This window comes from Paeniglutamicibacter sp. Y32M11 (genome assembly GCF_019285735.1).
Classification (GTDB): domain Bacteria; phylum Actinomycetota; class Actinomycetes; order Actinomycetales; family Micrococcaceae; genus Paeniglutamicibacter.
In genome coordinates this window covers 1105902-1129918 of record NZ_CP079107.1, presented here as the reverse complement: position 1 = coordinate 1129918, position 24017 = coordinate 1105902, and the positions used below count along the sequence as shown (strand labels likewise).

Below are 24017 nucleotides of genomic sequence, written 5' to 3'. Positions count from 1 at the left end.
TCCTCATGAAGTTTCGTACCGTAGCGGCAGTAGCCGCTGCTTCGGCCTTGACGGTGACGCTGAGCGTCACCCCATCCCAGGCCCGCAATAACAATCCCACCGCACCAACCATTTCCAACGTCAAAACGCTCGCCGAAGGTCTGGCGGGCCCACTCAAGGTTGCCTTTGGACCCCAAGGCAGTATCTTGGTCGCCGAAAGCTTCGCTGGCCAACTCAGCTCCATCTCACCCACCGGGGAAAAGAAAACACTGGTGAATGCCCCGGGCAAAGAAATTGTCGGCGTCTCGCATGACCGTGGAACCACGTACTACTTCGAGAATGCTGGGGCCACGGGAGAGGAGCCGCCCAGCGGGGCGACGCCCGCTCTGCTGAAGTCAATCAACAAGTCGGGCAAGATCCGCACCATCACCGACATCACGGAGTTCGAGAAGGCGCATAATCCGGATGGGTCCACCGTCTACGGTGTGCGCGATGCCACCGAAACTTGTTTGGCGGATGCCCCGTGGATGCAGTCTACCGGCGAGCTCTACTCCCACCCGTTCTCCAGCGTTCCGGCGCGTAACGGTGTTTATGTGGGTGATGCCGGAGCCAATACGATCCTGCACGTGAACAACCAGGGCACGGTATCGCTGGTCAAGGCGCTCCCTGCCGAACCGATCACTATCACCGGCGCGGTGCAGGACCTCGCCAAGGAAATGGGGCTTTCCGTCCCCGATTGCATGCTCGGACATACCTATTGGGCCCAACCAGTACCCACCGACATCACGGTGCAAGGCAATTGGCTTTACTACACCGTGTTGCCCGGGGTACCGGGTGAGTCGCTGTCCAGCGGCAAGGCCTACAAGATGAATCTGCACACCAAGAAGACCCACGTGGTTGCCACCGGGCTCAGCGCTCCCACCGGCATTGCGCTGGATCGTCGGGGCAACGTTTTCGTGTCAGAACTATTTGGCGGCGGGATCGCTCGCATCGTCAACGGACATGCCGTGACGGTACTGCCGGCCCAGATGGCCAGTGATGTCGCCATCCACAACAACAAGTTGATCGCCGGCACCGAGGCTCTGACACCGTCCGGAAAGCTGGTGACAGCCACCGTCAAATAGTGAAGCTTCTACCTTTTTGTATTCCTTGGGGGAATAAAGAAACCCCTCCGCGAAGGACACCGGAACCGTGCAGCACCTCGTTCCTCGCGGCGGGGTTTCTTTGTGTCCGGATCCAAGACCCAAACCAAAATAGACCAGTTCAGGCAAGGCGTACCGACTACTCGTCGAAACTCAGGAGGCCAAACGTTCGCTCGACTCCCCCACGGAGACATCACCCTTGCCGCAGAGCGCCGGGCCATTGATGGACGCCCACACCTCATCAAGGGAGAGCCCCAGGACGGTAGCGAGCGCAGCGATGGTGGAAAAGGACGGAGTGGCGATACGTCCCGTTTCGATCTTGCGCAGGGTTTCGGGCGAAATTTCGGCAGCAACGGCTACCTCAAACATGGATCGATCGGTACGGGCCGCACGCAGCAGGGAACCGAGTTGCTGACCGCGTTCGAGTTCGGCGGGAGTAAGTGGAAGTCTGACCATAGTTCCAATGATAGTACCGGTATAGTATTACCGGTACTATCATTGGTGCCAACGAGAGGAATATTCCCCATGATCGAAATTTTCGGCCCCGCCGAGCTACAACGCGCGGGCGAGAGTGGAGCATTTATCTCCTCCGTTCTCCAGAGCCTGAAAAAACGGATCACCGTTGGCACCAATTTGCTGGAGATAGATCAGTGGGCCGGAGAGATGATCCGAGAGGCAGGTGCACGTTCCTGCTACGTCGATTACGCACCCGACTTCGGTAGCGGACCCTTTGGCCATTTCATCTGCACATCACTGAACGATGCGGTGCTTCATGGAATGCCCTACGACTACGCGCTGAAAAACGGTGATCTACTCACCCTCGATTTTGCCGCATCTCTTAACGGGTTTGTCGCTGACGCAGCGATCAGCTTCACCGTCGGAACGCCCGTCAACACCACGGACGCCAAGATGATCAAGGCAACTCAGTTGGCCCTTGCCGCGGGCATCAACGCCGCGGTCCCAGGGGCTCGCATCGGGGACATCTCCCACGCCATTGGCTCGGTTCTCACCGATGCCGGTTACCTGGTGAATACGGAATTCGGCGGCCACGGCGTGGGATCAACGATGCACCAAGATCCACACATCGCCAATATTGGCCGTCCCGGTCGCGGCTACAAGCTGCGTCCCGGGCTGCTGCTGGCCATCGAACCGTGGGTCATGTTGGACACCGCCACGCTAAAAACCGACGCCGATGGCTGGACACTCAAGAGCGCCACCGGAGCGCGCGCCGCGCACACCGAACACACCATCGCCATCACCGAGGATGGCCCGCGCATCCTCACCCACTAGCCGCGAGATCGATTTCCGCAGCCAACAAAAAGGTCGTCCCGGCTTCCACTCTCAAGTGGATGCCGGGACGACCTTTGCAGCTGGTGAAGCAAGGGCTAACGCTTAGGCGTTTTCCTCTTCTTCTTCATCACGCTTGTACGGATCTGCTTCTCCAGCAAAATCCTTGCCCTGGGCCAGGGCTGCAACTTCTGCATCCTTGGCCTTGGCTGCCCGAAGAAGGTCTTCGAGGTTCGAGGCATTCACCGGGATCTCATCCGCGATGAATTCAACGGTGGGGGTCAGACGAACCGTCAGGTTCTTTCCGACCTCCTTGCGCAGAACACCCTTGGCTTTCTCCAGGGCGGCTGCTGCATCGGCCTTGGCTTCAGCGTCGCCGAAGACCGTGTAGTAGATGGTGGCGTGCTGCAGGTCGTTAGTGACCCGTGCGTCGGTGACCGTAATGGCCTCCACGCGGGGATCCTTAACCGCCTTGCCCAGTGCTTGGGCAACAACCACCTTGATGCGTTGGGCCAGTTTAGCGGCGCGTGCCGAGTCAGCCATGATCACTCCTTCTTTTTCACGTCTTGAAAACTACGAATACATGCTGTGCCGCGGATGCAAGGGGTGTGCATCCGGCCATCTCTGGCCGAATACACACCCTTACCTTGCTACCGCTGTACTTCTAAAACCGGTGAGGGTTTAGACGCGGGGCTTTTCGCGCATTTCGTAGGTCTCGATGAAGTCACCGTCGGTAACATCGTTGAACGAGCCCAGGCCGATACCACACTCGAAGTCCGTACGGACCTCGGTGGCGTCGTCCTTGAAGCGCTTGAGCGAGTCAACGGTAAGTCCTTCACCGATGACCTTGCCGTTACGCGTGACACGAGCCTTGGAGTTACGTCGGATGGTACCCGAGCGAACGATCGAGCCGGCAATGTTGCCGAACTTCGAGGAACGGAAGACCTCGCGGACCTCCGCGGTGCCCAGCTGGACTTCCTCGTACTCGGGCTTGAGCATGCCCTTAAGAGCAAGCTCGATGTCGTCGATGGCGCCGTAGATGACCGAGTAGAAGCGCATGTCGACGCCTTCTTTGTCGGCCAGATCTGCAACACGCTCGGCCGGCTTGACGTTGAAGCCAATGATGATGGCATTATCAACGGTCGCCAGGTTGACGTCGTTCTGGGTGATGGCGCCAACACCGCGGTGGATAACGCGCAACTGCACGCCTTCTCCAACATCGATCTTGAGCAGCGAATCTTCCAGGGCTTCCACGGCACCGGAAACGTCACCCTTGAGGATGAGGTTAAGGGTATCGATCTTGCCATCGGCAACAGCCTGGTCGAAGTCTTCCAGGGTGATGCGCTTACGACGCTTGGCCAGTGCCGCGTTGCGGTCGGCAGCTTCGCGCTTCTCGGCGATCTGGCGAGCGGTGCGCTCGTCATCGGTAACCAGGAAGGTGTCACCTGCACGCGGGACCGAGGACAGGCCCAGGACCTGAACCGGACGCGAGGGCAGGGCAATATCGAGATTGTCACCGTTCTCGTCGAACATGGCACGCACACGACCGTGAGCGGTACCGGCAACGATGGTGTCGCCAACTGCCAAGGTACCGGACTGAACCAATACCGTAGCAACGGCGCCACGACCCTTATCCAGGTTCGCTTCGATAGCAATACCGCGAGCGTCCTTGTCCGGGTTGGCACGCATGTCCAACGCGGCATCGGCGGTCAACAGCACCGCGTCAAGCAGCTCGTCGATACCGACCTTGCGCAAGGCCGAGACGTGGATGAACATGGTGTCGCCACCGTATTCCTCCGGAACCAGGCCGTATTCGGCCAGCTGGCCCTTGACCTTGTCCGGGTTCGCTGAATCCTTATCAACCTTGTTCACTGCCACAACGATCGGGACACCGGCGGCCTTGGCGTGGTTGAGTGCTTCAACGGTCTGCGGCATAACGCCGTCATCCGCTGCAACAACCAACACGGCAATGTCGGTGACCTTGGCGCCACGAGCACGCATGGCGGTGAACGCCTCGTGACCCGGGGTGTCAATGAAGGTGATCGCGCGATCGATTTCCTCGTGCATGTGGTGGATCTGGTAAGCACCGATGTGCTGGGTGATACCGCCTGCTTCGCCCTCAATAACGTTGGACTTGCGGATGGCATCAAGCAGACGAGTCTTACCGTGGTCAACGTGACCCATGATGGTGACAACCGGCGGACGTGCCTCAAGCATGTCCTCGGTCTCTGCTTCAAGTTCGGCGTCGAAGTCGATCGAGAACGAGGCGAGCAATTCGCGCTCTTCGTCCTCGGGGGAAACGACGGTGACAACGTAACCGAGCTCGGTACCCAAGACGTCAAAGGTGGCCTCATCCAGTGACTGTGTGGCGGTAGCCATTTCTCCCAAGTGGAAGAGCACGGTCACAAGAGCTGCCGGGTTGGCGTTGATCTTGTCTGCAAAGTCGGTGATCGAGGCGCCACGGCGCAAACGAATCTCGGTGGATCCGTTGCCGCGAGGCACCGAAACGCCGCCAAGGCTCGGAGCACTCATCTGCTCGAGTTCCTGGCGCTTAGCGCGCTTCGACTTACGCTGCTTGCCACGGCCTGCGCCGCCCTTACCGAAGGCACCCTGCGTACCACCGCGACCGCGGTTCGGACCGCCGCCGCCCTTGTAGCCGCCGCCACCGGTACCTGCACCGGGAGTACCCGGAGCTCCGCCCGGGGCGCCGCCCGGACGTGCCGGACCGCCACGGCCGCCGCCGCCACCGGGACGTCCACCGGCCGGAGCCGGACGTTCGGTGCGGTTAGGCATCATGCCGGGAGTTGCGCGAGCGCCTCCCGGGGTGCGCGGGCCCGCGGCACCTGCCGGACGCGGAGCGCCCGGACGGGGGCCACCGGAGCCTGCTGCCGGGCGGGGTCCGCCGGCGCCTGCTGCGGGACGAGGTCCACCGGCACCGGCCGGGGGACGCGGTCCACCCGGACGCGGTCCGCCGGCGCCTGGGCCACCGGAGTTACGCATGCCCTGCTGAGGAGCGAACGGGTTGTTACCCGGACGCGGTCCGCCTGGCTTGGAACCCGGGCGCTGGCCCGCGGGACGATCGGTGCGCTCGGTACGCTCTGGGCGTTCGTTGCGGTTGTTCTCGCCGGCCGGGCGCATGCCCTGCTGGGAGGAGAACGGGTTGTTACCCGGACGCGGTGCACCGGGCTTGGCGCCCGGACGCGGTGCGGCCGAGGCAGCCTTGGGAGCTGCCGGAGCGGCGGGTGCTGCTGGTGCAGCTGCCGGAGTCGGAGCAACCGGAGCCGAAGCTGCCGGTGCGGCGGGTGCCGCCGGAGCCGCGGCAGGCTTGGAGCCTGCGGGCTTCGGGGCGGAAGCTGCCGGGGCGGCCGGAGCTGCTGGTGCAGCTGCGGGAGCCGGGGCGGCCTTGGGTGCTGCCGGGGCAGCGTTCGGGTACGCGGCGCGCAACTTGCGCACGACCGGTGCCTCAATGGTTGAGGATGCGGAACGGACGAATTCGCCCATTTCCTGCAGTTTAGTTACTGCATCCTTTGAAGTGATTCCGAGCTCTTTAGCAAGCTCGTGTACGCGGACCTTAGCCACATTTCTCCTGTCTGAAGGTCCGCGCCCACTTTTAAAAAGTTTTTGGCACGAACCAACGTTTACTGTCTAGCCCAGCATCCAAATCGGATGCCACAGGCGCTGTGGCGCTTAACCGATGTGTCATCGTTAGGCGCTCATCGCTTGGAACTCATCGGGTTTCCATCAGTTTTCTGACCCGCTTTCAGGTTGGACGTTCGTAAAGGCCGGTTTCCCAGGTTGGGTCCTGTCCTTGGCCCTCGACTCCGATACCAGAGCGGAAACATCCACGTTCGTCCTGAAAGACCGCGCGAATGCTCCGCGCTTCACGGCGCGTTGAGCACAATCCGGGTTCGGGTGCAGCCAAGCACCTCGCCCGGCGAAGCTCCGAGTAGGATCCGGCACGGGAATGGATTTGCCATTCTCGACCGTCAACACCCAGCGCTTCAGCTGGTTCTGGTCCACCACCTCGCGGCAACCAATGCACGTGCGCTGCGGCTGTTGCTGCAATGACACGTTCGGATCTTCTCCCGCATTTGATTTACCACGTTGCACAGTGGACCACAGATAAGTCTAGCGCGTTTCGCGATTTCGTGGAGCGTGCCCTGGCCCACAATGCGGAGCCTCGCCCCGAGGAAGCCGCGAGGCGCAAAAAGGCCGCCGCGTCCCGACTACCCTGGGGCCGGTGCACCTAGGGTGTCCGGCGGGTAGCGGGGGCGCGACGGCCCAGCGCATGAACTACTTAGCGTCTACGGCATCCGAGATGATGTCGATGCGCCAACCGGTGAGCTTGGCGGCCAGACGGGCGTTCTGCCCCTCCTTGCCGATGGCCAGCGAGAGCTGGTAATCGGGAACCACAACGCGGGCCGAGCGGGTGTCGGGATCGGTGATGGTCACCGAAACGACCTTCGACGGGGACAGTGCCGAAGCGATGAACTTCGCCGGATCCTCGTTGTAGTCAACAATGTCGATCTTCTCGTCATTCAGCTCGGTCATCACCGCACGCACACGCGAACCCATTTCACCGATGCAGGCGCCCTTGGCGTTAACGCCGGCGATGTTGCCCTGCACGGCAATCTTGGTGCGGTGTCCGGCTTCGCGGGCCAGCGCCATGATTTCCACGGCGCCGTCGGCGATCTCCGGGACCTCAAGTTCAAAGAGGCGACGAACCAGGTTCGGGTGTGAACGCGAGAGCGTAACGGACGGACCCTTGGGGCCACGGTTAACATCCACGACGTAGCAACGGATGCGGTTGCCGTGGGTGTACTTCTCGCCCGGGACCTGCTCCGGTGGTGGCAGCAAGGCCTCGACGGTACCCAGGTTCACCTGGATCATGATCGGGTTGTTGCCCTGCTGGATCTGTCCGGAGACGATCTCGCCGATCTTGTTCTTGAATTCACCCACGACGTTGTCATCCTCGGCATCGCGCAAGCGCTGCAGGATGATCTGGCGTGCGGTGGATGCGGCGATGCGGCCGAATCCGGTGGGGGTGTCGTCAAACTCGCCCACCACGGTGCCGTCTTCTTCGGTTTCGGTGGCGAAGATCGTCACGTGGCCGTTGCGGCGGTCAACCTCGGCGCGTGCCTGCGGCATCGCTCCGGGAGACTTCTGGTACGCAATGAGCAATGCCTGCTCAATGGTGGGGATGAGAACCTCGATCGGGATTTCCCGTTCGCGCTCCAGCATGCGCAGCGCGCTCATATCAATGTCCAACTCAGGCCTCCACGTTTTCTTCGTCTTCGTCATCCAGCTCAATGGCTGTGATGTCCGCGCTCTCGGCGCGTGCAAAATCCACCTCGACGTTGCCGCGGCGGATCACTTCAAATGCCAGGGTGCGGGGTTCGCCGACCTTGGGCTTCATGCCTTTTTTGACCGGGATGTCCGGAATGATGGTGATCCCGGAATCGGTCACCTCGATCAAGCGTCCGAGCAGGTTGTCCTCGCCGATCACGTTCACCTTGACCAGGCGCCCGACATTGCGGTGCCAGTGGCGCGGCAAGGTCAAGGGGCGTGAGGTTCCGGGAGAGGAAACTTCCAACTCGTACGGAGCGGAGGTATCAAACGGATCGGTATCCAGGGCCTCGGAGATCGAGCGGGACACCTCCGCAATCTGGTCAAGCACGATGCCGTCGGTGCCGTCGATCAAATCGATGACCACGTGCACGATGCGCTGGTCCCCAGCCTTGCGAACCTGTACTTCTTCAAGTACAAGCTGGTGGGAGGCGACGGTGGGCTCCAGTAGCTTGGTGAGGCGTTCTGCCTCGAGCTGGGTGTCTGCCGTGTTACCGGTCATGAAAGTCCTCCCACATTATTCGATGTTGTGAATCCTAGGGTAGCGACTTTTGTGCCCCTACGTCTTCCACCGCGTGGCACAAATCCGTGCCGAGGACCACTCATGGGATGATCAAGGGGATGGATAAGCAGCCACGTAACCCCAAAAGTACCGATTCGACCGGGCGCCGTGCCCAGTTTGCGCGCCGCCGTCTCACGGTGCTGGTGGTGGGGGTGCTGGTGGCCGGAGCGACGCTCGGTACCGGGATCTTCATGAACCGGGAAACCCCTACATGGCAGCGAATTTTGGGTACCGAGCCGGTAGTTATTCCGGAGCCAAAAGCCACCGATGAACTACCCCTTATGCTCGCGTCCGTCACGCAGATGCTGCGGTTCCCCGACGCCTCGACCGGCGCAAAAACGACCACGGCTTTAGCCGCGACGCAGGCGATGCTTCGGGAGCATGTCGAATTACTCACACCCGGCACTTTGGCCGCCCTCGAGACCGCACAAAGCCCCGGCTCCGACCAAGATTCGGAGCCCGCACCCGTCGCCGCGATCCCACCGCTGAGCGTCTCGGAGTTTTCTACCGAGCTGGCCCAGACGGGTAGTGGCCTGCTGACAGCGGCACTGAGTGCGCAGGAGCAGGAGGCCCGGAGACTTTCGGGATCGGGCATCGAGCTGGTGCTTCAGGCCCGCACTGTGCTGGCCGCCAGTGGGGCCAGTGATGCGACGCTCAACGCCCTGCCCTCGCCCCTCACGGAACTAGAAGCATCAACCGAGGCAGCCGCGAGCACGACCGCGAAGCAGGGTCCAACCGTGGATCGGGCGGCACTGGCGTCGATGCCCGCGTTCGTCGTGGACGCCTGTCCGCCTCTGACCACCACTGCCACCACCACGGACACGGCTGCGAGCGGTTCCGGCGCTGAGCTAGTTGGCATCGTTGATGCCGCCTACCGCATGGGTTATGCCTACAACGTTGCTGGCGCACGGACCGGTGGCGAGCTGCGCAGCACGGCATGGGAGCGTTCGGAGGTGCTGGTGGATTTCGCTTCGGCGCTGGAGACGAAGCTGAATGCCGATCATGACTGTGCACCATTGCGCCAGGCCGCGTATCAGTTACCCAAGGACGCGGTAAAGAACCCGATGGATGCGGCGCGTAGCGGTGAGGGGCAATTGGCGTTGCTGCTCCGTGACGGGGCTGCTGGCCAAAGCGGGGAGGCCCGGATGTATCTTCTGAGCGCCGCCTACTCCCAGGCGTTGGCTGCTCGGCAGCTCAGCGGTCAGACCGTGGACTTCACCGCGGTCGAGCCTGCCACCGCGGAAACCGCCGCCGATACCTCCGGCACACCCGCCGGTTAGCCGCACAACGGCGCCTGAGCGGTTAAAACACAAGGGTGGCTCTGGTGGACGTGGAGATCTCCACGTTCACCAGAGCCACCCTTGCTGTATAGACCAAGCCCTTTAGGCACTCGGCACTGAACCGGTTGCCGGGTTGAGCAGCTGCCTACGCGGCGGGGAACAGCACGTCGTAACCGAGCTTGATGATTAGCGCGCCAACAACGCTCAAGAAAACGATCCGGATGAACTTGCTGCCCTTGGACACCGCCATCCGCGCGCCCAGGTAGCCACCGACCATGTTCGCCGCGCCCAACACCAACCCGATCCCCCAGAGCAGATGCCCGGTGGGAAGGAAAAATGCCAGCGCACCGAGGTTGGTGGCCATGTTCACGATCTTGGCCTTGGCACTGGCCGCCAGGAAGTTGTAGCCCAGCAGCGCAACCATGGCGATGATCAAAAACGATCCGGTGCCCGGGCCAATCAGCCCGTCATAACCACCGATGACCAAGCCAATGACACCCGCCACCGCGTAGTGCCGCGAGCCGGTATAGCGCAACTGCGTGAGCTCACCGGCACTTGGCCGAAAGACGGTAAAGAGGCCCACGGCAATAAGTGCGGCGATGATGACCGGTTTGATGACCTCGGCCGGCAGCAACGTGGCCAAAATGGCCCCACCGAAGGAGCCCGCCAACGCCACCATGGCCATGGGAATGGCGGTCTTCAGATCCGGGTGCGCGCGCCGGTAATAGGTCACGGCACTGGTGGTGGTCCCGAAGATCGAGCCCAACTTGTTGGTGGCCAGGGCCTGCACCGGGGAGATCCCCGGCACCAGCAACAGCGCCGGAAGCTGGAGCAGTCCCCCGCCGCCAACCACCGCGTCAACCCAGCCGGCAGCAAAACCTGCCAACACAATGAGCGCGATGGTTCCGGGCTCCATTCCCTGGAGCCCGGAACCATCCAGCAAAGTTGCTGCTTCAATCACGCTTAGCTCTTGGCCAGAGCAATCAGCTGCGCAACCACTTCGTCTACCGCGACGTCGCTTCGCTCACCCGTGGCGCGGTCCTTGACCTCAACCACACCGTCGGCCAAGCCGCGGCCGATGACCACAATGGTCGGAACACCGATCAGTTCGGCGTCGGAGAACTTCACGCCGGCCGAAACCTTGGGACGATCATCGTAGATGACCTCCACGCCCGCTGCGTGCAGCTCATCGGCGATCTTCTGGGCTGCCTCGAAGAGTTCAACCTGCTTGCCGGTGACGACCAGGTGCACGTCGGCCGGGGCCACGTTGCGCGGCCAGACCAGGCCGTTCTCGTCGTGATTGGATTCGGCCAGGGCCGCCACGGCCCGGGTGACGCCCACGCCGTAGGAGCCCATGGTGACCACCTTGAGCTTGCCGTTCTGGTCTAGCACCTTCAGGTCTAGGGCCTCGGCGTACTTGCGGCCGAGCTGGAAGATGTGACCCATCTCGATGCCGCGGGCGGTTTCCAGCGGTCCGGAACCGTCCGGTGCCTGATCTCCGGCCAGTACCTCAACACACTCGATGGTGCCGTCGGCGGTGAAGTCGCGCCCTGCGACCAGGCCGAAGACGTGCTTGCCGGCTTCGTTGGCGCCGGTGATCCAGCTGGTTCCCGAGACCACGCGCGGGTCAAGCAGGAACAGGATCTTGGAGCTTCCTTCAAGGCCGAGTACCTTGGCGTCTTGACCCAGGCCCGGGCCGATGTAGCCCTTGATCAGTGTCGGGTTCTTCTTGAGGTCATCCTCGGTTGCTGCCTCGATTTCCACCTCGCCACCGATTTCCAGGTGGGCGGCGATGTTGGCCTCAACCCGCTTGAGGTCCACATTGCGATCCCCGGGCAGCCCGATGGCTACCAGCTGGCGTTCGCCGGTGGGCAGCTTGGCCGCCAGCACCACGTTTTTCAGGGTGTCGGCTGCGCTCCAGGCGCCTTCGGCGCGCGGGGCAACCTCGTTGGCGCAGTTGACCAGAGTCTCGATGGTCGGAGTGTTCGGGGTTTCCTTGACCTCGAAGGCGGCGGCGTTGGTGAAGTCAATGTCCGCCGGTACAACGGTGGTCACCGCCTCAACGTTGGCAGCGTAGCCGCCGGCGGAGCGGACGAAGGTGTCCTCACCGATCGGAGTCGGGTGCAAGAATTCCTCGGACTTTGAGCCGCCCATGGCACCGGCGGTGGCGAAGACCGGCAGAACTTCCAGACCCAAACGGGAGAAGATCTTCAGGTAAGCGCCACGGTGTGCCTGGTAGGCCTCTTCGAGTCCCTCATCATCAATGTTGAAGGAGTAGGAGTCCTTCATGATGAATTCGCGCCCGCGCAGCAGGCCCGCGCGGGGACGTGCCTCATCGCGGTACTTGTTCTGGATCTGGTACAGGTAGGCCGGCAGATCCTTGTAGGAGCTGTAGAGGTCTTTCACCAGGAGGGTGAACATTTCCTCGTGGGTCGGGGCCAACAGGTAGTCGGCACCCTTGCGGTCGGTCAGGCGGAAAAGTCCGTCACCATATTCGGTCCAGCGGCCCGTGGTTTCGTACGGTTCGCGCGGCAGCAGTGCCGGGAAGTGAACTTCCTGAGCTCCAATGGCGTTCATTTCCTCGCGGATGATGGCTTCCACCTTGCCCAGGACGCGCAGGCCCAGTGGCAGCCAGGTGTAAATTCCGGGAGCGGCACGGCGAATGTATCCGGCGCGGATCAGCAGCTTGTGGCTGGCGACCTCGGCATCTACCGGATCTTCGCGCAGCGTGCGCAGGAATAGGGTGGAGAGCTTAAGAACCACGCTAACTTTCCATTTCCGCGGCCTGTTTCCAGACCACAACATAGTGGGGGCAGACAAATCGTTTGTGCAGCCGGCGCACACCGCTCGAAGTAAATCTCAAAGGGGATTTTCGTGAGGCAGCGCTGCGGCCAACCACCTCACGATTTCTGCCACACCAAAAATGGTGTGCAGGGCAGCGTGGAGCAGCAAGGCACTTCCCCTATCTTACGTCGCTGCCCGGGTGCCATGTGGCACCCGGGCAGGCGATCACGTCACCGGGGAACCACACGTATGAGCTTCCCGATGACCGTGGGTCAATCTTTTTTAGTAACCGGCCATGTGCAGCAGAGCCAGGTCCAGGTACTCCTCGGCCTGAGCCACCGCGACATCGGCGTCCTTGGGGCTAACGATGATGACACCAATGTTGTTCACACCGTCATACCCCTGAACCGTCATCGTCTTGGTTTTTTGTCCCGCCATATTGACCTCGGTCATGGTGGCGATGGTGGTTTCGGCCTTCGTGCTGGCCTTGCCGGTTTCCACGGCCGCGGTGATCTCTTGCCCGCTCATGGTCATGGTGAATTCGCTACAGTCCTTGGAGCTGGATTCCGCCATGGACACCGCGGTATCAACGTCTGAGGCGTCGTCAAACGAACCGATGCTCACCATCATTCCCGCATCGTTGGAGCTGGCGGGAATGTTGACCGAGACCATGTTCATATGGTTCATCAAGTCCATCGATCCCGATGATGCATAAACTCCACATTTGGCGGGGCTGACCTTCATGCTGTCGATCAATTCTTTGCTTTGAGCGGCTGCGGATTTCAGCTCGGCATTTTCGATGATCTGCACGCCACCCTTTTCGTAGTAGCTCTCCACTGACTGCGCTACTTCGAGTAGTTCTTGGGCAGTGAGCTGATCTTCGGAAGCGGAGTGATTGGATCCTGCATCCGCCGTGGCCGAATCGCTGGAGGACTCAGAGGACGAACTAAAACCGGCATCGGATGTGGTTTCGGTGGCGGCCGGCGTTGTTGCGGCGGCTTCCGGTGTGGGGCTGGCGGAGGGCTGTTGCGCCTCTGTTGCGCTCGCGGAGGCGGCTACTGTCGCGGACGGACTTGGTGTCGGTGATTCTGCCGAGTCGGAACCCAGAAGTCCGGAGCAGCCCGTTAATGCGAGCGTTGCGGCGAGCGGCAAAGTCCAGATAGCTATCTTTTTCATCTTTGATCCTCATGTCGTGGGAGTGATTCACGGCGATGACGGCGACGATCCGCTGCCAATAAGGTACACATTACACAATAAAACCAGTTGGCGGAGTAACTCCTTGCCAAGTTCTTCCATTGCCAGCGAACGCTTTCATCAAACGGATGTGCTCAAATATCGGATCTCAATTTCGATATCTCCCCACGTACGCGCAGATATCCGCACCGAACGATGCGCCTTGACGTTATCAAGAATGTTGCTCGATGAATCGAAGAAAATACATTGCGGTCGTCATCTACCGCGAAAAGTAAATGGCGAGTTTCTACGCCGTGGCGGGTCGGACGCTCTCGGTCGTTTCATTGCTGCCGACGTCATCCAGCACTGTTTTCGCTTTTTGGTCAACGAGCCCCATAAATAGTTGTTGGCTAGCACCAAAGATGATGGCCCATGCCAAGATTTGTCCGGAAGTATCCAATGCTGTGAGGCCGGGAATGATTCCGCCACTCAGAAGCATCAATCCGATAACAGCAGTTAATGCGCCAATCGGCAATTTGATAAAAGCCAAGGCAATTGCGGGGTTGTAGGGTGTCGAACTTCCAGAAACACGCCTCAATGAGGAAGCCCCCGAAAGGGCCGCCGCAACCAACCCGATGAACTCAATGAGAAAAATATCGTGGCTCTTTGTAGTGCTCTCCTTCGCCTCCGTCATGATGGCTGCATTCAGCCTCTCGGAGTCCGCCTTCTCGGCGGCTGTCGCTTCTGGGTTGTCCGCAGGAAGGATCACAGTTGTTTCTAGCGACAAGCAGATGACCTTGGTCGGTTCTGTGTCAACGAAGCAGGGAGACAACACGGCATGGAATTGACTACCGACGAGGCCCAATGCCACGGTCAGCATGACTAAAATGCCGATGGAAGTCCAAATGATCCGAACAAAATTTCTGAGTCTTGCGTACTCCATCTGGTAGGCCCGATGAGCTGCTTCACTCACAGAAACGAGGTTACTTCTTGTCTCATCATCCAGTCCCAATTCCGGCACCGGTACAAGCCCCGGCAGGGCAGCAGCGGCGGCGGTGAGATTACCCGTTTGGGTGATCACGGAACGATCTTGGAGGATCTTCTCCAAACGGATGCGGTGTGGATCGTTGGCTTTCAGATGGTCTCTGGCGCTCGCGTGGATGGTTGGCAGTTGGCCAATCATGTATGTTGCGTTCCCCCTGCGCAGGAGCAAATCTTCTATTGCATGCATTCGCTCCAAGGCCGGACCTGCCGCAATGCTTCCGGCCGCTCCAGGAAGCCATCGGCGATCGCCTGAAAGGGCGCGTCCTTGCTCAAGATGTTCTTGAATCCCTGTATCCAGAGCAGAAAATGCTTCTTGCTGCCCAGGAACGGTTAGGTCCGCCGGATTTTCCGACTTGACCTCTATGGCTATCACTTCGAGCTGGTCAAACCTGGAGTTCATCTGCTGAACCCAGCGGTTCCTCCCGCGCATATTGGTGTTCCATGCACCTAAAGTACTCACAGGTGCTACCTACTCTCTGTCGAGCCAAGAAACAATTTGCAAGCCAAATACTTGTCCGCACACAAGTACCTTTCCGTGTGTCCTAAACCTGCATGTTTCAGGGTCACTCTCGAGGTGACGCCCCTGATACCCCGCACATCTGAACCTCGTTGGCTTATAGTGCTCCTAAACTCGGCTGAATACCATAACGACGTTGGACCGTGCGTACGGCGTGCAGCCGTAACGGCTCAGCAACCGTTCTCGCATTCGTCCGTTGCAGCTAACGTCGGCAATCAGCGCCCCGGTCAAAATGGGCGCTTCCTCAGTTCATCAAGAGCCATGACGATCTCTCATTTGAGGTGAAAAATCGTGGTTGAGCATGTTAATGCCCACAAAACATAGTCGAGGAAATCGGGCGTCGTTGACACGAACGGTATCAACTTTCCCGCGAGTAGTTCAGTTGTGCGTTGGCGACTCGACCTATTTTTAGTAGCCGGTGATATGGAGCAGTCCCTGATCAACGTATTCTTCGGCCTTGGCCCTGGCCGTATCAAGATCCTTGGGCTCGGAGATGCTGACGGAAACGGTATTCACACCGTCATACCCCGAAACGATGAGGTTTTTCGCGTATTGCTCCCCGGACTTCAGATCCGCAACTGTTCCAATCGTTATCGCTGCGTTGGTGGTGGCCGGCAGGTCTTTCGCCGTGGCAGTGACCGCCTGGCTGAGAACCGTCATGGTGAAGCTGCTGCAGTTTTCGGAGCTGGTTTTGGCTTTTCCGATCATCGTCTGAACATCGGCAGGATCATCGTAGGAGCCCAGACTGACGCTCATGCCTGCATCGTTTGAATCGCCAGCAAATGTCGCAGTAATGATGTTCAGGTGCGAGATCATGTCGCTGCCCGCCGCGGCCGAGTACACAGCGCATACCGCTGGAACAACCTCCGAACTTGCCAGCTGCTTTTCCGACTGGGCGGCAAGAGCTTTGTTCTCAACATCGCCGACGATTGTAATCGCGGACTGACCGTTGTAGCTTTCAATCGCACCTGCCACCTCGGTCAGCTCCTCGGCGCTGAGCTGGTCGGCGGATGTCGAGTGGTTGGGACCTGCATCCATGGCAAAGCCCGAGTCGGTCGTTGTCTGCGCTGCTTGCGTTGTATCGGACAAGGGTGGCGCCTCGGCTGATTCACTCGTCGTAGCCTCAGGAGTCGACGCCGGGCTTGGTTTCACAGATTCCTTGTCTGGGGACCCCCGGAGCCCAGAGCAGCCGGTGAGTACAAACGTGGCGGCCAGCGGCAAAGCCCAGAATGCTGTCTTACTCATCGCCGTTCCTCGTGATCTGTGAGAACGACGCGTGGCGCTAACGGTGGCCAATGACCGCTGACAAGCAACACCTTACACAGTAAAGCCATCTCAATGAGTAACGTCACCATTGAGTACAACGAGGATTTTCGTCGTTACCCGTCTCAGGACCATCGGCGCCGAGACTGCCTGATATACGGGCGGGAATTTAGGAGGCCGGTGCCGATTCTGGCAGGTCGCGCAAGATGGTGAGCATCGATTCCACGTCGGCCAGAGCGAGTGCGGTGGACTCCCCGGGAGTTTTCCTCACGCTTCGTGTAGCGCTCACCATGACGTTCCCATCAATGGCACGGATGGAAATTTGTTGGTTTTTGCTTTTTCCATTAACGCTCTCGAGCAGGGTCGCTGCCGTAAACGGTGCCGAACTCGTGGCGTCAAGGCTCGAAAGCTTGTAGCTAACCTTTTGCCCGTCACTGGTAATGCTGTAGGTACCGCAGGAAGCATCGAGGTGCTGTTGAGCGGCAACATCTGCCACCAGTGCGTCACGATCCCGGTAGGCTGCCACCGTCAGGGCACCGGCATTTGCTGCAGGTAGTACCGCGGCCGCCACGGCCGACTTCTCAAGTTGATCCTGCAAGTTACCAATACCGTAGAGGCCGCAGGTGGCAGGAACCACGGTGACGCCTTCGAGCCATTTCTGGGCCGCCGGAAGCTGCTTGCGCAGTTCCTGCTGGTCATTGACGATGGTTCCCTTGATTCCGTTGGCCCACTGCTGCATCGCGGAGCTCAACACCGTCGAGTCAAAATATCCGAGCTCACTGGCATTGCCCGGGGCCATCGAGGATTCGGGGCTTCCCGGCGCGGTGACGGGCACCTCTACGGAGTTTGGGGTGGCGCTGACCGGGACGGGTTCCGGAGTTTTGCTGCAGCCTGAAACGCCCAGCGCGAGGCCCGCGACGGCAAGAGCAGTTGCCGTGGTTCGGATGGCTTTGCTGGCGTTGAGGTGGCGGGGCATTATTATCTTTGGCTTTCCGATGAGCATTTCACGATAGAGAGTTCGAACGCCGATGCTGCTAGCGCCGTGACTGTATCGCCGGTTCAAAAGAGGATGGTGGCAAATTCGCCAACCTCCTCGAAGCCGACCTTGCGGTAGGTGGCAATGGCAGCAGAGTTGTAATCGTTAACGTACAGGCTGGTGGTGGGTGCCAAGGTCAGGGCACGGTTCGCGGCTGCCGCCATGTAACCGGCTGCTAACCCGGAGCCACGGTGTTCCGGGGCCATCCAGACTCCCTGGATCTGAGTAGCCCGCGAGCTGACGGTTCCCAACTCCGCCTTGAAACGGATCTCGCCGGCGTCATCCATATCAATAAAGGAATGCCCGGCATGAATTAAGGAACGGACGCGGGAGCGGTAATACGATCCTCCGTTGACCAACGGCGAATAACCCAGCTCTTCGGTAAACATCTTGGCGCAGGCAGGGAGAACCTTTTCATACTCCGCCGGGGTGCTGAGGCGAAGCCCGGGGTTCGGTTCAACGGCTGGGGGGCCACTGAGCGTCATGAATGGTTGATTGGGGCGCACGCTAAATGCCTGCTGCGATCCGTGAATCAAGACCTTCCACATACCCATCACTGCCTCGGCAGGACCGAAGCAGGAAGCAAACGTGCGGTTCAACGATTTCACGACGTGCCCGAAGTCCTCGGCGTCCTCGGCCGTGACATTGATCGGAACAACGTTCGCGCCGATCCAACAGGCCGAAACCAACTGCGTACCATGAAAACGGCCAAGTATTAGTGATCCGCCCATTCCAGGGCGAGCCGAACCCGTCACCGCCAACTGTGCATCCATGAAGATGTTGACCACCGGATCCACCGAAATCAGGGCGCGAAGAGCCGCGGTATCCGCATCATCAAGGACGCGGATCTCTGCCGACAGCGACTCTCCGGCCCCCGGGTTACGTCTAGCTGACGGTAACCACGGGACCACCTTGGACAGAATTTTCTCCACCCGGGTCCCCCATTTCCTCGGCGATACGCATCGCCTCTTCAATCAGTGTCTCAACAATCTGATCTTCGGGCACGGTCTTGATGACTTCACCCTTCACAAAAATCTGTCCCTTGCCATTACCCGAGGCAACACCCAGATCGGCTTCGCGAGCCTCGCCGGGACCATTGACCACACAACCCATCACCGCTACACGCAGTGGAATGGTCAGACCCTCGAGCCCGGCGGTTACCTGCTCCGCCAGGGTGTAGACGTCAACCTGGGCACGGCCACAGGAGGGGCAGGAAACAATTTCCAGCTTGCGCGGGCGCAGGTTCAGCGACTGCAGAATCTGGTTGCCCACCTTGACCTCTTCCACCGGCGGTGCGGAGAGCGAAACGCGGATGGTGTCACCGATGCCGCGCGAGAGCAAGGCTCCGAATGCGGTGGCGGACTTGATGGTGCCCTGGAAAGAGGGACCGGCCTCCGTGACGCCCAGGTGCAAGGGCCAGTCACCACGTTCGGCCAGCAGTTCGTAGGCCCGCACCATGATGACCGGGTCGTTGTGCTTGACCGAGATCTTGAAGTCGTGGAAGTCGTGTTCCTCAAAGAGTGATGCTTCCCAGACGGCGGATTCAACCAGCGCCTCGGGGGTTGCCTTGCCGTACTTTTTCATCAGATCCGGGTGCAAAGAACCGGCGTTAACACCGATGCGGATGGAGGTGCCGTGGTCCTTCGCGGCCGCGGCAATCTCCTTGATCTGATCGTCAAACTTGCGGATATTGCCCGGGTTCACGCGGACGGCAGCGCAACCGGCCTCGATGGCGGCAAATACATACTTCGGCTGGAAGTGGATATCGGCGATCACCGGGATCTGCGACTTCTTGGCAATGATCGGCAGGGCCAGCGCATCATCGGCGGACGGGCAGGCAACTCGCACGATGTCACAACCGGTGGCCGTGAGCTCGGCGATCTGCTGCAGCGTTGCGTTGATGTCGGTGGTCGGCGTCGTGGTCATCGACTGGATGCTGATGGGGCTGTCAGATCCAACCCCCACCGAGCCCACCTTGATCTGGCGGGTCTTGCGTCGAGGAGCAAGAACCGGGGGTGGTGTCGACGGCATGCCAAGGCTGACCGGGATCGAGGTCAAGATGTCCTCCGAAATATTGAGCGGGCGAAAGTTATCTCCATTATCCCCCGCGCACCGCCCGCAGGGGGCAGTGATCTCGCAGGGCGAAGCCGGAGGCATAAGTAAGGGCTCAACTGGGCCGCTGCTTACGCGGTTAAACGCCTAGGCGTGGTGACTGAGTTCACCCAACACCGGGCTCCACTCGGTGATGCGCAAGGCAGCAATCGACCCATTGATGGCAAACGGATCGTTCTTTAGAGTCTGGGCCAAAGATTCCTGACTCGGGGCGGCAATCAGCAACAAGGCACCGGAACCGTCGGCGTAGGGACCCGAGGCCACCAACGCTGTGCCATCCTGATCCGTCCCCAGACCGGCGAGAAAATCACGGTGGGCGGGGCGATGCTCGGCACGAACATCATCGGAACCGGCTGCGTAAACATATTCAACTGCGAAAACACTCATGAGCAACAGCCTAACCGTTCGGTTAAGCAAAACTGATGACCGATGCGACATACGGCATGAAGACAGCCGTCATTACTCTTTGTGTCGGGCACCGGTCCGACGACCACAGGGTCAGGAGTCGCTGGGGGCTGGGCAATCGTGAACCAGCCACTGAGCGGTTTGAATCAGCTGAGCATCTATCGATTCGGCATGCAGTCCCCCGATGGTTGAGCGGGTGACGGCGGCCCCCTCAAAAAGGCTCACAATGGTTCCGGCGACCGCGTGTATCTGCTCGACCGCCAACGACGGTCGTGCCTGACGAACGACCGCACCCACATACCCGGCGTAACTGGCATAGAAGGCCCTGACAGCCGTCGCAATTTCTGGATCCGAGGAAGCAATGGCCCAAATTTCAAAGTGCATGCAAACACCCGTCACCTCCGAGTGCTCCTCGAGAAGTGCGGTAATCAACCGACGGGATTCGGCACGCGAAAGGGTCCCCGGCCCTCCCGGAAAATCAACAATCACGGGCCCAGCCACCTCGGTGAGGCGCTGCAGGGATTGTTGTAGCGACCGCTCAAGGACCGCCCGAATCAAGTCCGCTCTGGTCGGATAATAGTGTTGCAGGTGTCCCACGCGCACCCCGGCCGCTGCGGCAAAATCGCGCATGGCCGATCCGGCGTTGCCCTTGGTTGATAGCACCTCGACCGCAGCATCTAGAATCGCTGCCTGCCTGAGGGCACCCTTGTTTCCGGTCATGAATTCAATATTGTCACACCGTGCCTTTTGAGCTCCGCGAGGGCCTCGGTGAGAGACGTTGTACTCTCGGGGAAGCCAACGCCGGGCTGTGCCTTCGGGTCTAGAACATTCTGGAGTCCCAAGAGTCCACCGAGCGCCGTGAGATGGGCTTGGCCGGCAGGATCTGAGATATGAGCGGTTCGCGAGCCGTGAGCACCATGCACGTCGATGCGAATATGAGCGGTTCCTCCGGTGCCCGGGGAATACAACAGGGAACGCCGCAGGCCCCGCCACCGCTCACCACTGCCCCAGCGGAAGAGTCCCATCGTCTTCGCCACCAAGAGCGCGGTGGTTGATGCATTGGAGCTAAATCCGATACGGGTTGCTGCGCTTGTTGCCCCCAAGGTCATCGGAAACGTCAGTTGCTCTGGGGTATCCAGTCGCGCCACTTTGGTCCGGTAACCTGCGATATCTATCCAGCGCGTATCACTCAGTGGGCTCAGAACGTGGGGGTGCCCGTTCTCGGTGATTTCGAAGTCTTGTCCGAGTCGATCAATGAAGTCGACCGAGTCGGCACCTGCCCGATCATTGGTGTCATAGCGGATGGCCACATCAATTTGCTGAAGTCCCCCAAGGTCCTCAGCCAGCGAAGCGGCAACGATACTAACAACACCTCCCATCCAGGCCGAGCTCAGCAGCACCGGGGCCGTGGGTGAAAGCAGGCTGGTTTGCGCGACGGCGCGGGTGAGTCGAGATGTCCAGCGGGTGATATCCACGTAGGGAATTCCGGCGCTCACAGCCGCACGGAGAACTCGATCTCCCGGATCATTCACCGTGCTGATGACCGCACGAACCGAAGCGGTAAATGGTGTGGGGTCATCAAGATCCCACTTCCTCACCTCCAGGTTGTACTCATCGGCCAGCTGCGCACCGCGCTGAGGATTTCTCCCCGTCAGCAACAAGGGCCAAGAGGGTGCGGCGAGTCTCGTGAGTGCGGTGCCCACAATCCCATACCCACCGACAATCAGCACCTGCCCAGATGGCTGGTATTCAAGGTTATCGTTCATGATTCAAACTTTAGGTCAAATGACCTATTAAGTAAATTTGCGGTGTTCCAGGGCATCCAGGAATGCGAAAAGTATCCGTTTCGCAACCGGTGCCGACTGCCCAACCCCTTCAATCAGCACGGTAAAGAGCTTTGATTCAGGGGCATCTTTGGGGATCAACAGCCTTCGCTTTCGGGCGCTGATGATGAGCTTCCCGGCAATCGACAACAGTCGTTAGCGCCACCGCTTCAAATCCCAAAACCCGGCAGCATGGCCCGCAGGCAGTGGTGTCAGTTGCATTCACCATCCCATCGTGGGCGATGGGATGGTGAATTGCCTCGGACTCGAGATGTCCAGCGACAAAAGGGATCCAGCTGCTGGTGATTTCCGCCGAGCCGGACCCTGCAACGACCATGGATTGCAGTTTCTGGCTAGCCGCGTTCAAACGCACCAGAACGCTTCAACGCCACAAAGTCCACCACTGATCAGCTCAAGAGTTGAACGGTGCCACGAGGGTTCGTCGGCTAGAACCGCTTACAAGTTCGATTGCGCGGTTTCATTGCTGCAAACCAAACTTTCGGGGTTAACAAATCGGTCGGCGCTACTCCACGCAAAGCGCAGTGGCACCGACCGATTGATTTCAACTCAAGACATTTGAGCCGGAACTACGCCAACTACTTGGCGATGGCTCCGTTGGTCTTGAGCTCGCGGTTCGACGGGATGTCGGCCCATCCACCAAGTCCAAGATTGCCGTAGGAGCGATCCACGGTTGCCGAGGCGCCTTCAATGTTCAAACGAACTGTCGGACCGAGGGTACCGCCACGCACGAAGTTATCCTTGGTTCCGATGGTGTCGATGAACGACTGCACCAGACCATTAGGCATCACGTAATGGGAGTATGCCTGGAACTGTCCCGGGTGCTGGTTGTAGTCGGGGGCAAACGGAGTACCAGCAGCGAAATTCAGGTTGGTGGGGCTACCCAAAGCCAGACCTGAACCGCGGTTCAGTGGCTGGTAATCGCTACGGATACCGTTACCAACAAAGCCATAGACACCTTCCGGGCCGTCGATGCCGGCGGCGAAGGTCGAGCGGTGGCTAATGGTGAACAGGTAGTATTTCCCGTCCTTCATATAGATCTGCGGACGTTCGGTCTGGTCCGTGACGCAATTGGCCGACAGGATCGGCGGCAGGAACTCCCACTTGGTCAGGTCCTTGTTGGTTGCGCGGGCCAGGCCCACGTTGCCGATCTGGTACGTTGCACCGGACTTGTTAACTTCGGCAACGGTTTCGCCGTTGGTCTCACCCTCGGCGTAGCCGAGATCTTCGGCGGTGCACTGGGCTTCGTCACGCTTCTGAGCGGTGTTGCCTTCGAAGACCATATAGGTCTCACCCGGGTGGGCCGGATCTTCAAAGGTGAACGGATCGCGGAAGTTGAAGAACTGGTTCTGTTCGGCGTTCTGGTAGAGCTTTCCATCGGCCTGCAAAAGGTCGGTGACCTTGTTGAAGCCGGTGAACTTCACGCCCTGCTTGTTGGCATGTACGTGACCGACGCTCAGCGCGATGCGCGGGTCATAGGCCTTGATGTCATTGCCGGACTTGTCGCGGTAGAACGCAACATCGGTGAAGAACAATTTGATTTCGCCGTTTTTGGTGACACGCGCCGAACCTGACCACTGGGTCTGGTGGCTGTAGGACTGATCCTCGAAGATCTTACCCGTGACGCCTTCATCAAAGACCTGACCGCCGTAGGTCCAGCCGCCGTTTTCGGGACGTTCGTCGGCGGGTACGCCAGCGGGGCGGTAGAAGTAACCGATGCGCGCATACTGGTGGCGCTCATCAAAGCCCAGCTTGCGATCGGCAACCAGCGAGAAGATGATCTCTTGGCCGTTGACACTGTACTGGTTGGCGTCCTCGTCGGTCAGGGGCCAGGTATCCCAGACCCAGACCTTTTCGTTGCTCATGTCAGGGAAATCCTGAGAAACGGTCGGCATGGTGTACTCCTCGGGCATGGAGTTCTCCCGCGATCCGGCCGTCGTGTCGGACATGGCCTTCAGCTGCTTGGCGTCGGCGCGCGTCCAACGTGCAGTGAAGTCATCGAGGGGGCTGTGTGCCTCTTGGGTGTGCTTGGTGGGTGCCGGGAAGCCTGGCGTAGCGTCCGGTGCAGCTAGTGCTGGTCCGGCGAGCAGGGTGGCACTGAGTGCCCCCAAACCTAGTATGGCGGCCAGCAGGCCGCCTTTGGTGCGTGTCTTGTTCATGATCGTTTGCCTTTGGTTCGATTAGGAATCGGACAATCGCTCAAACGGTGACGCACATTCTCTCCACAGAAAAACCTAGGCAGATTC

At 59.9% G+C, this 24017-nt stretch carries 21 protein-coding genes; 3 read left to right on the top strand and 18 right to left on the bottom strand.

Annotation, left to right across the window (positions count from 1 at the left end):
- Positions 1-5 precede the first annotated feature (5 nt).
- Positions 6-1103 carry a ScyD/ScyE family protein gene (locus KUF55_RS04985; RefSeq protein WP_218818169.1) on the top strand — a complete coding sequence of 366 codons (1098 nt, stop codon included), beginning with the start codon at positions 6-8 and terminating at the stop codon, positions 1101-1103.
- A 171-nt stretch (positions 1104-1274) separates the two neighbouring features.
- Here the strand turns inward: KUF55_RS04985 and KUF55_RS04980 are convergent, their stop codons facing one another.
- Positions 1275-1577, bottom strand: coding sequence for a helix-turn-helix domain-containing protein (locus KUF55_RS04980; RefSeq protein ID WP_218818168.1), 303 nt, complete (start codon positions 1575-1577; stop codon positions 1275-1277).
- A 69-nt stretch (positions 1578-1646) separates the two neighbouring features.
- On the opposite strand from KUF55_RS04980, the gene map reads away from it, so the two are divergent.
- Positions 1647-2411, top strand: coding sequence for a type I methionyl aminopeptidase (gene map, locus KUF55_RS04975; RefSeq protein WP_218818167.1), 765 nt, complete (start codon positions 1647-1649; stop codon positions 2409-2411).
- Positions 2412-2513: 102 nt separating this feature from the next.
- Here map and rbfA read toward each other — a convergent pair whose 3' ends face one another.
- From rbfA to rimP, 5 genes are all read right to left on the bottom strand, one after another.
- Positions 2514-2951 carry a 30S ribosome-binding factor RbfA gene (rbfA, locus tag KUF55_RS04970; protein ID WP_132361589.1) on the bottom strand — a complete coding sequence of 146 codons (438 nt, stop codon included), beginning with the start codon at positions 2949-2951 and terminating at the stop codon, positions 2514-2516.
- Between the two features lie 138 nt (positions 2952-3089).
- The gene (gene infB / locus KUF55_RS04965) at positions 3090-5987 is read right to left on the bottom strand and encodes a translation initiation factor IF-2 (RefSeq protein ID WP_218818166.1); all 2898 of its coding nucleotides are present in this window, start codon (positions 5985-5987) and stop codon (positions 3090-3092) included.
- A 162-nt stretch (positions 5988-6149) separates the two neighbouring features.
- Positions 6150-6401, bottom strand: a complete 252-nt coding sequence (locus KUF55_RS04960) for a YlxR family protein (RefSeq protein ID WP_255557435.1) — start codon at positions 6399-6401, stop codon at positions 6150-6152.
- A gap of 300 nt (positions 6402-6701) precedes the next feature.
- Complete coding sequence (nusA, locus tag KUF55_RS04955) at positions 6702-7676, bottom strand: transcription termination factor NusA (protein WP_218818165.1); 975 nt, start codon at positions 7674-7676, stop codon at positions 6702-6704.
- Position 7677: 1 nt separating this feature from the next.
- Positions 7678-8256 (bottom strand): ribosome maturation factor RimP, encoded by a 579-nt coding sequence (rimP, locus tag KUF55_RS04950; RefSeq protein ID WP_132361595.1) that lies wholly within the window; start codon positions 8254-8256, stop codon positions 7678-7680.
- Positions 8257-8375: 119 nt separating this feature from the next.
- Between rimP and KUF55_RS04945 the strand changes: the two genes are divergently transcribed.
- Positions 8376-9596, top strand: a complete 1221-nt coding sequence (locus tag KUF55_RS04945; RefSeq protein ID WP_218818164.1) for a hypothetical protein — start codon at positions 8376-8378, stop codon at positions 9594-9596.
- A 145-nt stretch (positions 9597-9741) separates the two neighbouring features.
- Here the strand turns inward: KUF55_RS04945 and KUF55_RS04940 are convergent, their stop codons facing one another.
- The 12 genes from KUF55_RS04940 to KUF55_RS04885 form a co-directional block, all read right to left on the bottom strand.
- Positions 9742-10512, bottom strand: a complete 771-nt coding sequence (locus tag KUF55_RS04940; RefSeq protein WP_218818699.1) for a TSUP family transporter — start codon at positions 10510-10512, stop codon at positions 9742-9744.
- 47 nt (positions 10513-10559) lie between these two features.
- On the bottom strand, positions 10560-12359 hold the full coding sequence (locus KUF55_RS04935) for a proline--tRNA ligase (protein ID WP_132361599.1): 1800 nt from the start codon (positions 12357-12359) through the stop codon (positions 10560-10562).
- Positions 12360-12662: 303 nt separating this feature from the next.
- On the bottom strand, positions 12663-13556 hold the full coding sequence (locus KUF55_RS04930) for a hypothetical protein (RefSeq protein ID WP_132361601.1): 894 nt from the start codon (positions 13554-13556) through the stop codon (positions 12663-12665).
- Positions 13557-13860: 304 nt separating this feature from the next.
- A complete protein-coding gene (locus tag KUF55_RS04925; protein ID WP_218818163.1) occupies positions 13861-15057 on the bottom strand; it encodes a hypothetical protein in 1197 nt (398 codons plus the stop codon).
- 465 nt (positions 15058-15522) lie between these two features.
- Complete coding sequence (locus KUF55_RS04920; RefSeq protein WP_218818162.1) at positions 15523-16359, bottom strand: hypothetical protein; 837 nt, start codon at positions 16357-16359, stop codon at positions 15523-15525.
- A 187-nt stretch (positions 16360-16546) separates the two neighbouring features.
- A complete protein-coding gene (locus KUF55_RS04915) occupies positions 16547-17353 on the bottom strand; it encodes a hypothetical protein (RefSeq protein WP_218818161.1) in 807 nt (268 codons plus the stop codon).
- Between the two features lie 83 nt (positions 17354-17436).
- The gene (locus tag KUF55_RS04910; protein WP_218818160.1) at positions 17437-18345 is read right to left on the bottom strand and encodes a DUF4081 domain-containing GNAT family N-acetyltransferase; all 909 of its coding nucleotides are present in this window, start codon (positions 18343-18345) and stop codon (positions 17437-17439) included.
- Positions 18299-19444 (bottom strand): flavodoxin-dependent (E)-4-hydroxy-3-methylbut-2-enyl-diphosphate synthase, encoded by a 1146-nt coding sequence (gene ispG, locus KUF55_RS04905; protein ID WP_370630984.1) that lies wholly within the window; start codon positions 19442-19444, stop codon positions 18299-18301. The genes KUF55_RS04910 and ispG overlap by 47 nt, the downstream gene beginning before the upstream one ends.
- A 168-nt stretch (positions 19445-19612) precedes the next feature.
- The gene (locus KUF55_RS04900; protein ID WP_218818159.1) at positions 19613-19912 is read right to left on the bottom strand and encodes a YciI family protein; all 300 of its coding nucleotides are present in this window, start codon (positions 19910-19912) and stop codon (positions 19613-19615) included.
- Positions 19913-20023: 111 nt separating this feature from the next.
- Entirely contained in the window at positions 20024-20650 is a 627-nt protein-coding gene (locus KUF55_RS04895) for a TetR/AcrR family transcriptional regulator (RefSeq protein WP_218818158.1), read from the bottom strand.
- On the bottom strand, positions 20647-21696 hold the full coding sequence (locus KUF55_RS04890) for a saccharopine dehydrogenase (protein ID WP_218818157.1): 1050 nt from the start codon (positions 21694-21696) through the stop codon (positions 20647-20649). The genes KUF55_RS04895 and KUF55_RS04890 overlap by 4 nt, the downstream gene beginning before the upstream one ends.
- 653 nt (positions 21697-22349) lie before the next feature.
- Positions 22350-23930, bottom strand: coding sequence for a glycoside hydrolase family 68 protein (locus KUF55_RS04885; protein ID WP_132361617.1), 1581 nt, complete (start codon positions 23928-23930; stop codon positions 22350-22352).
- Positions 23931-24017: the final 87 nt, after the last annotated feature.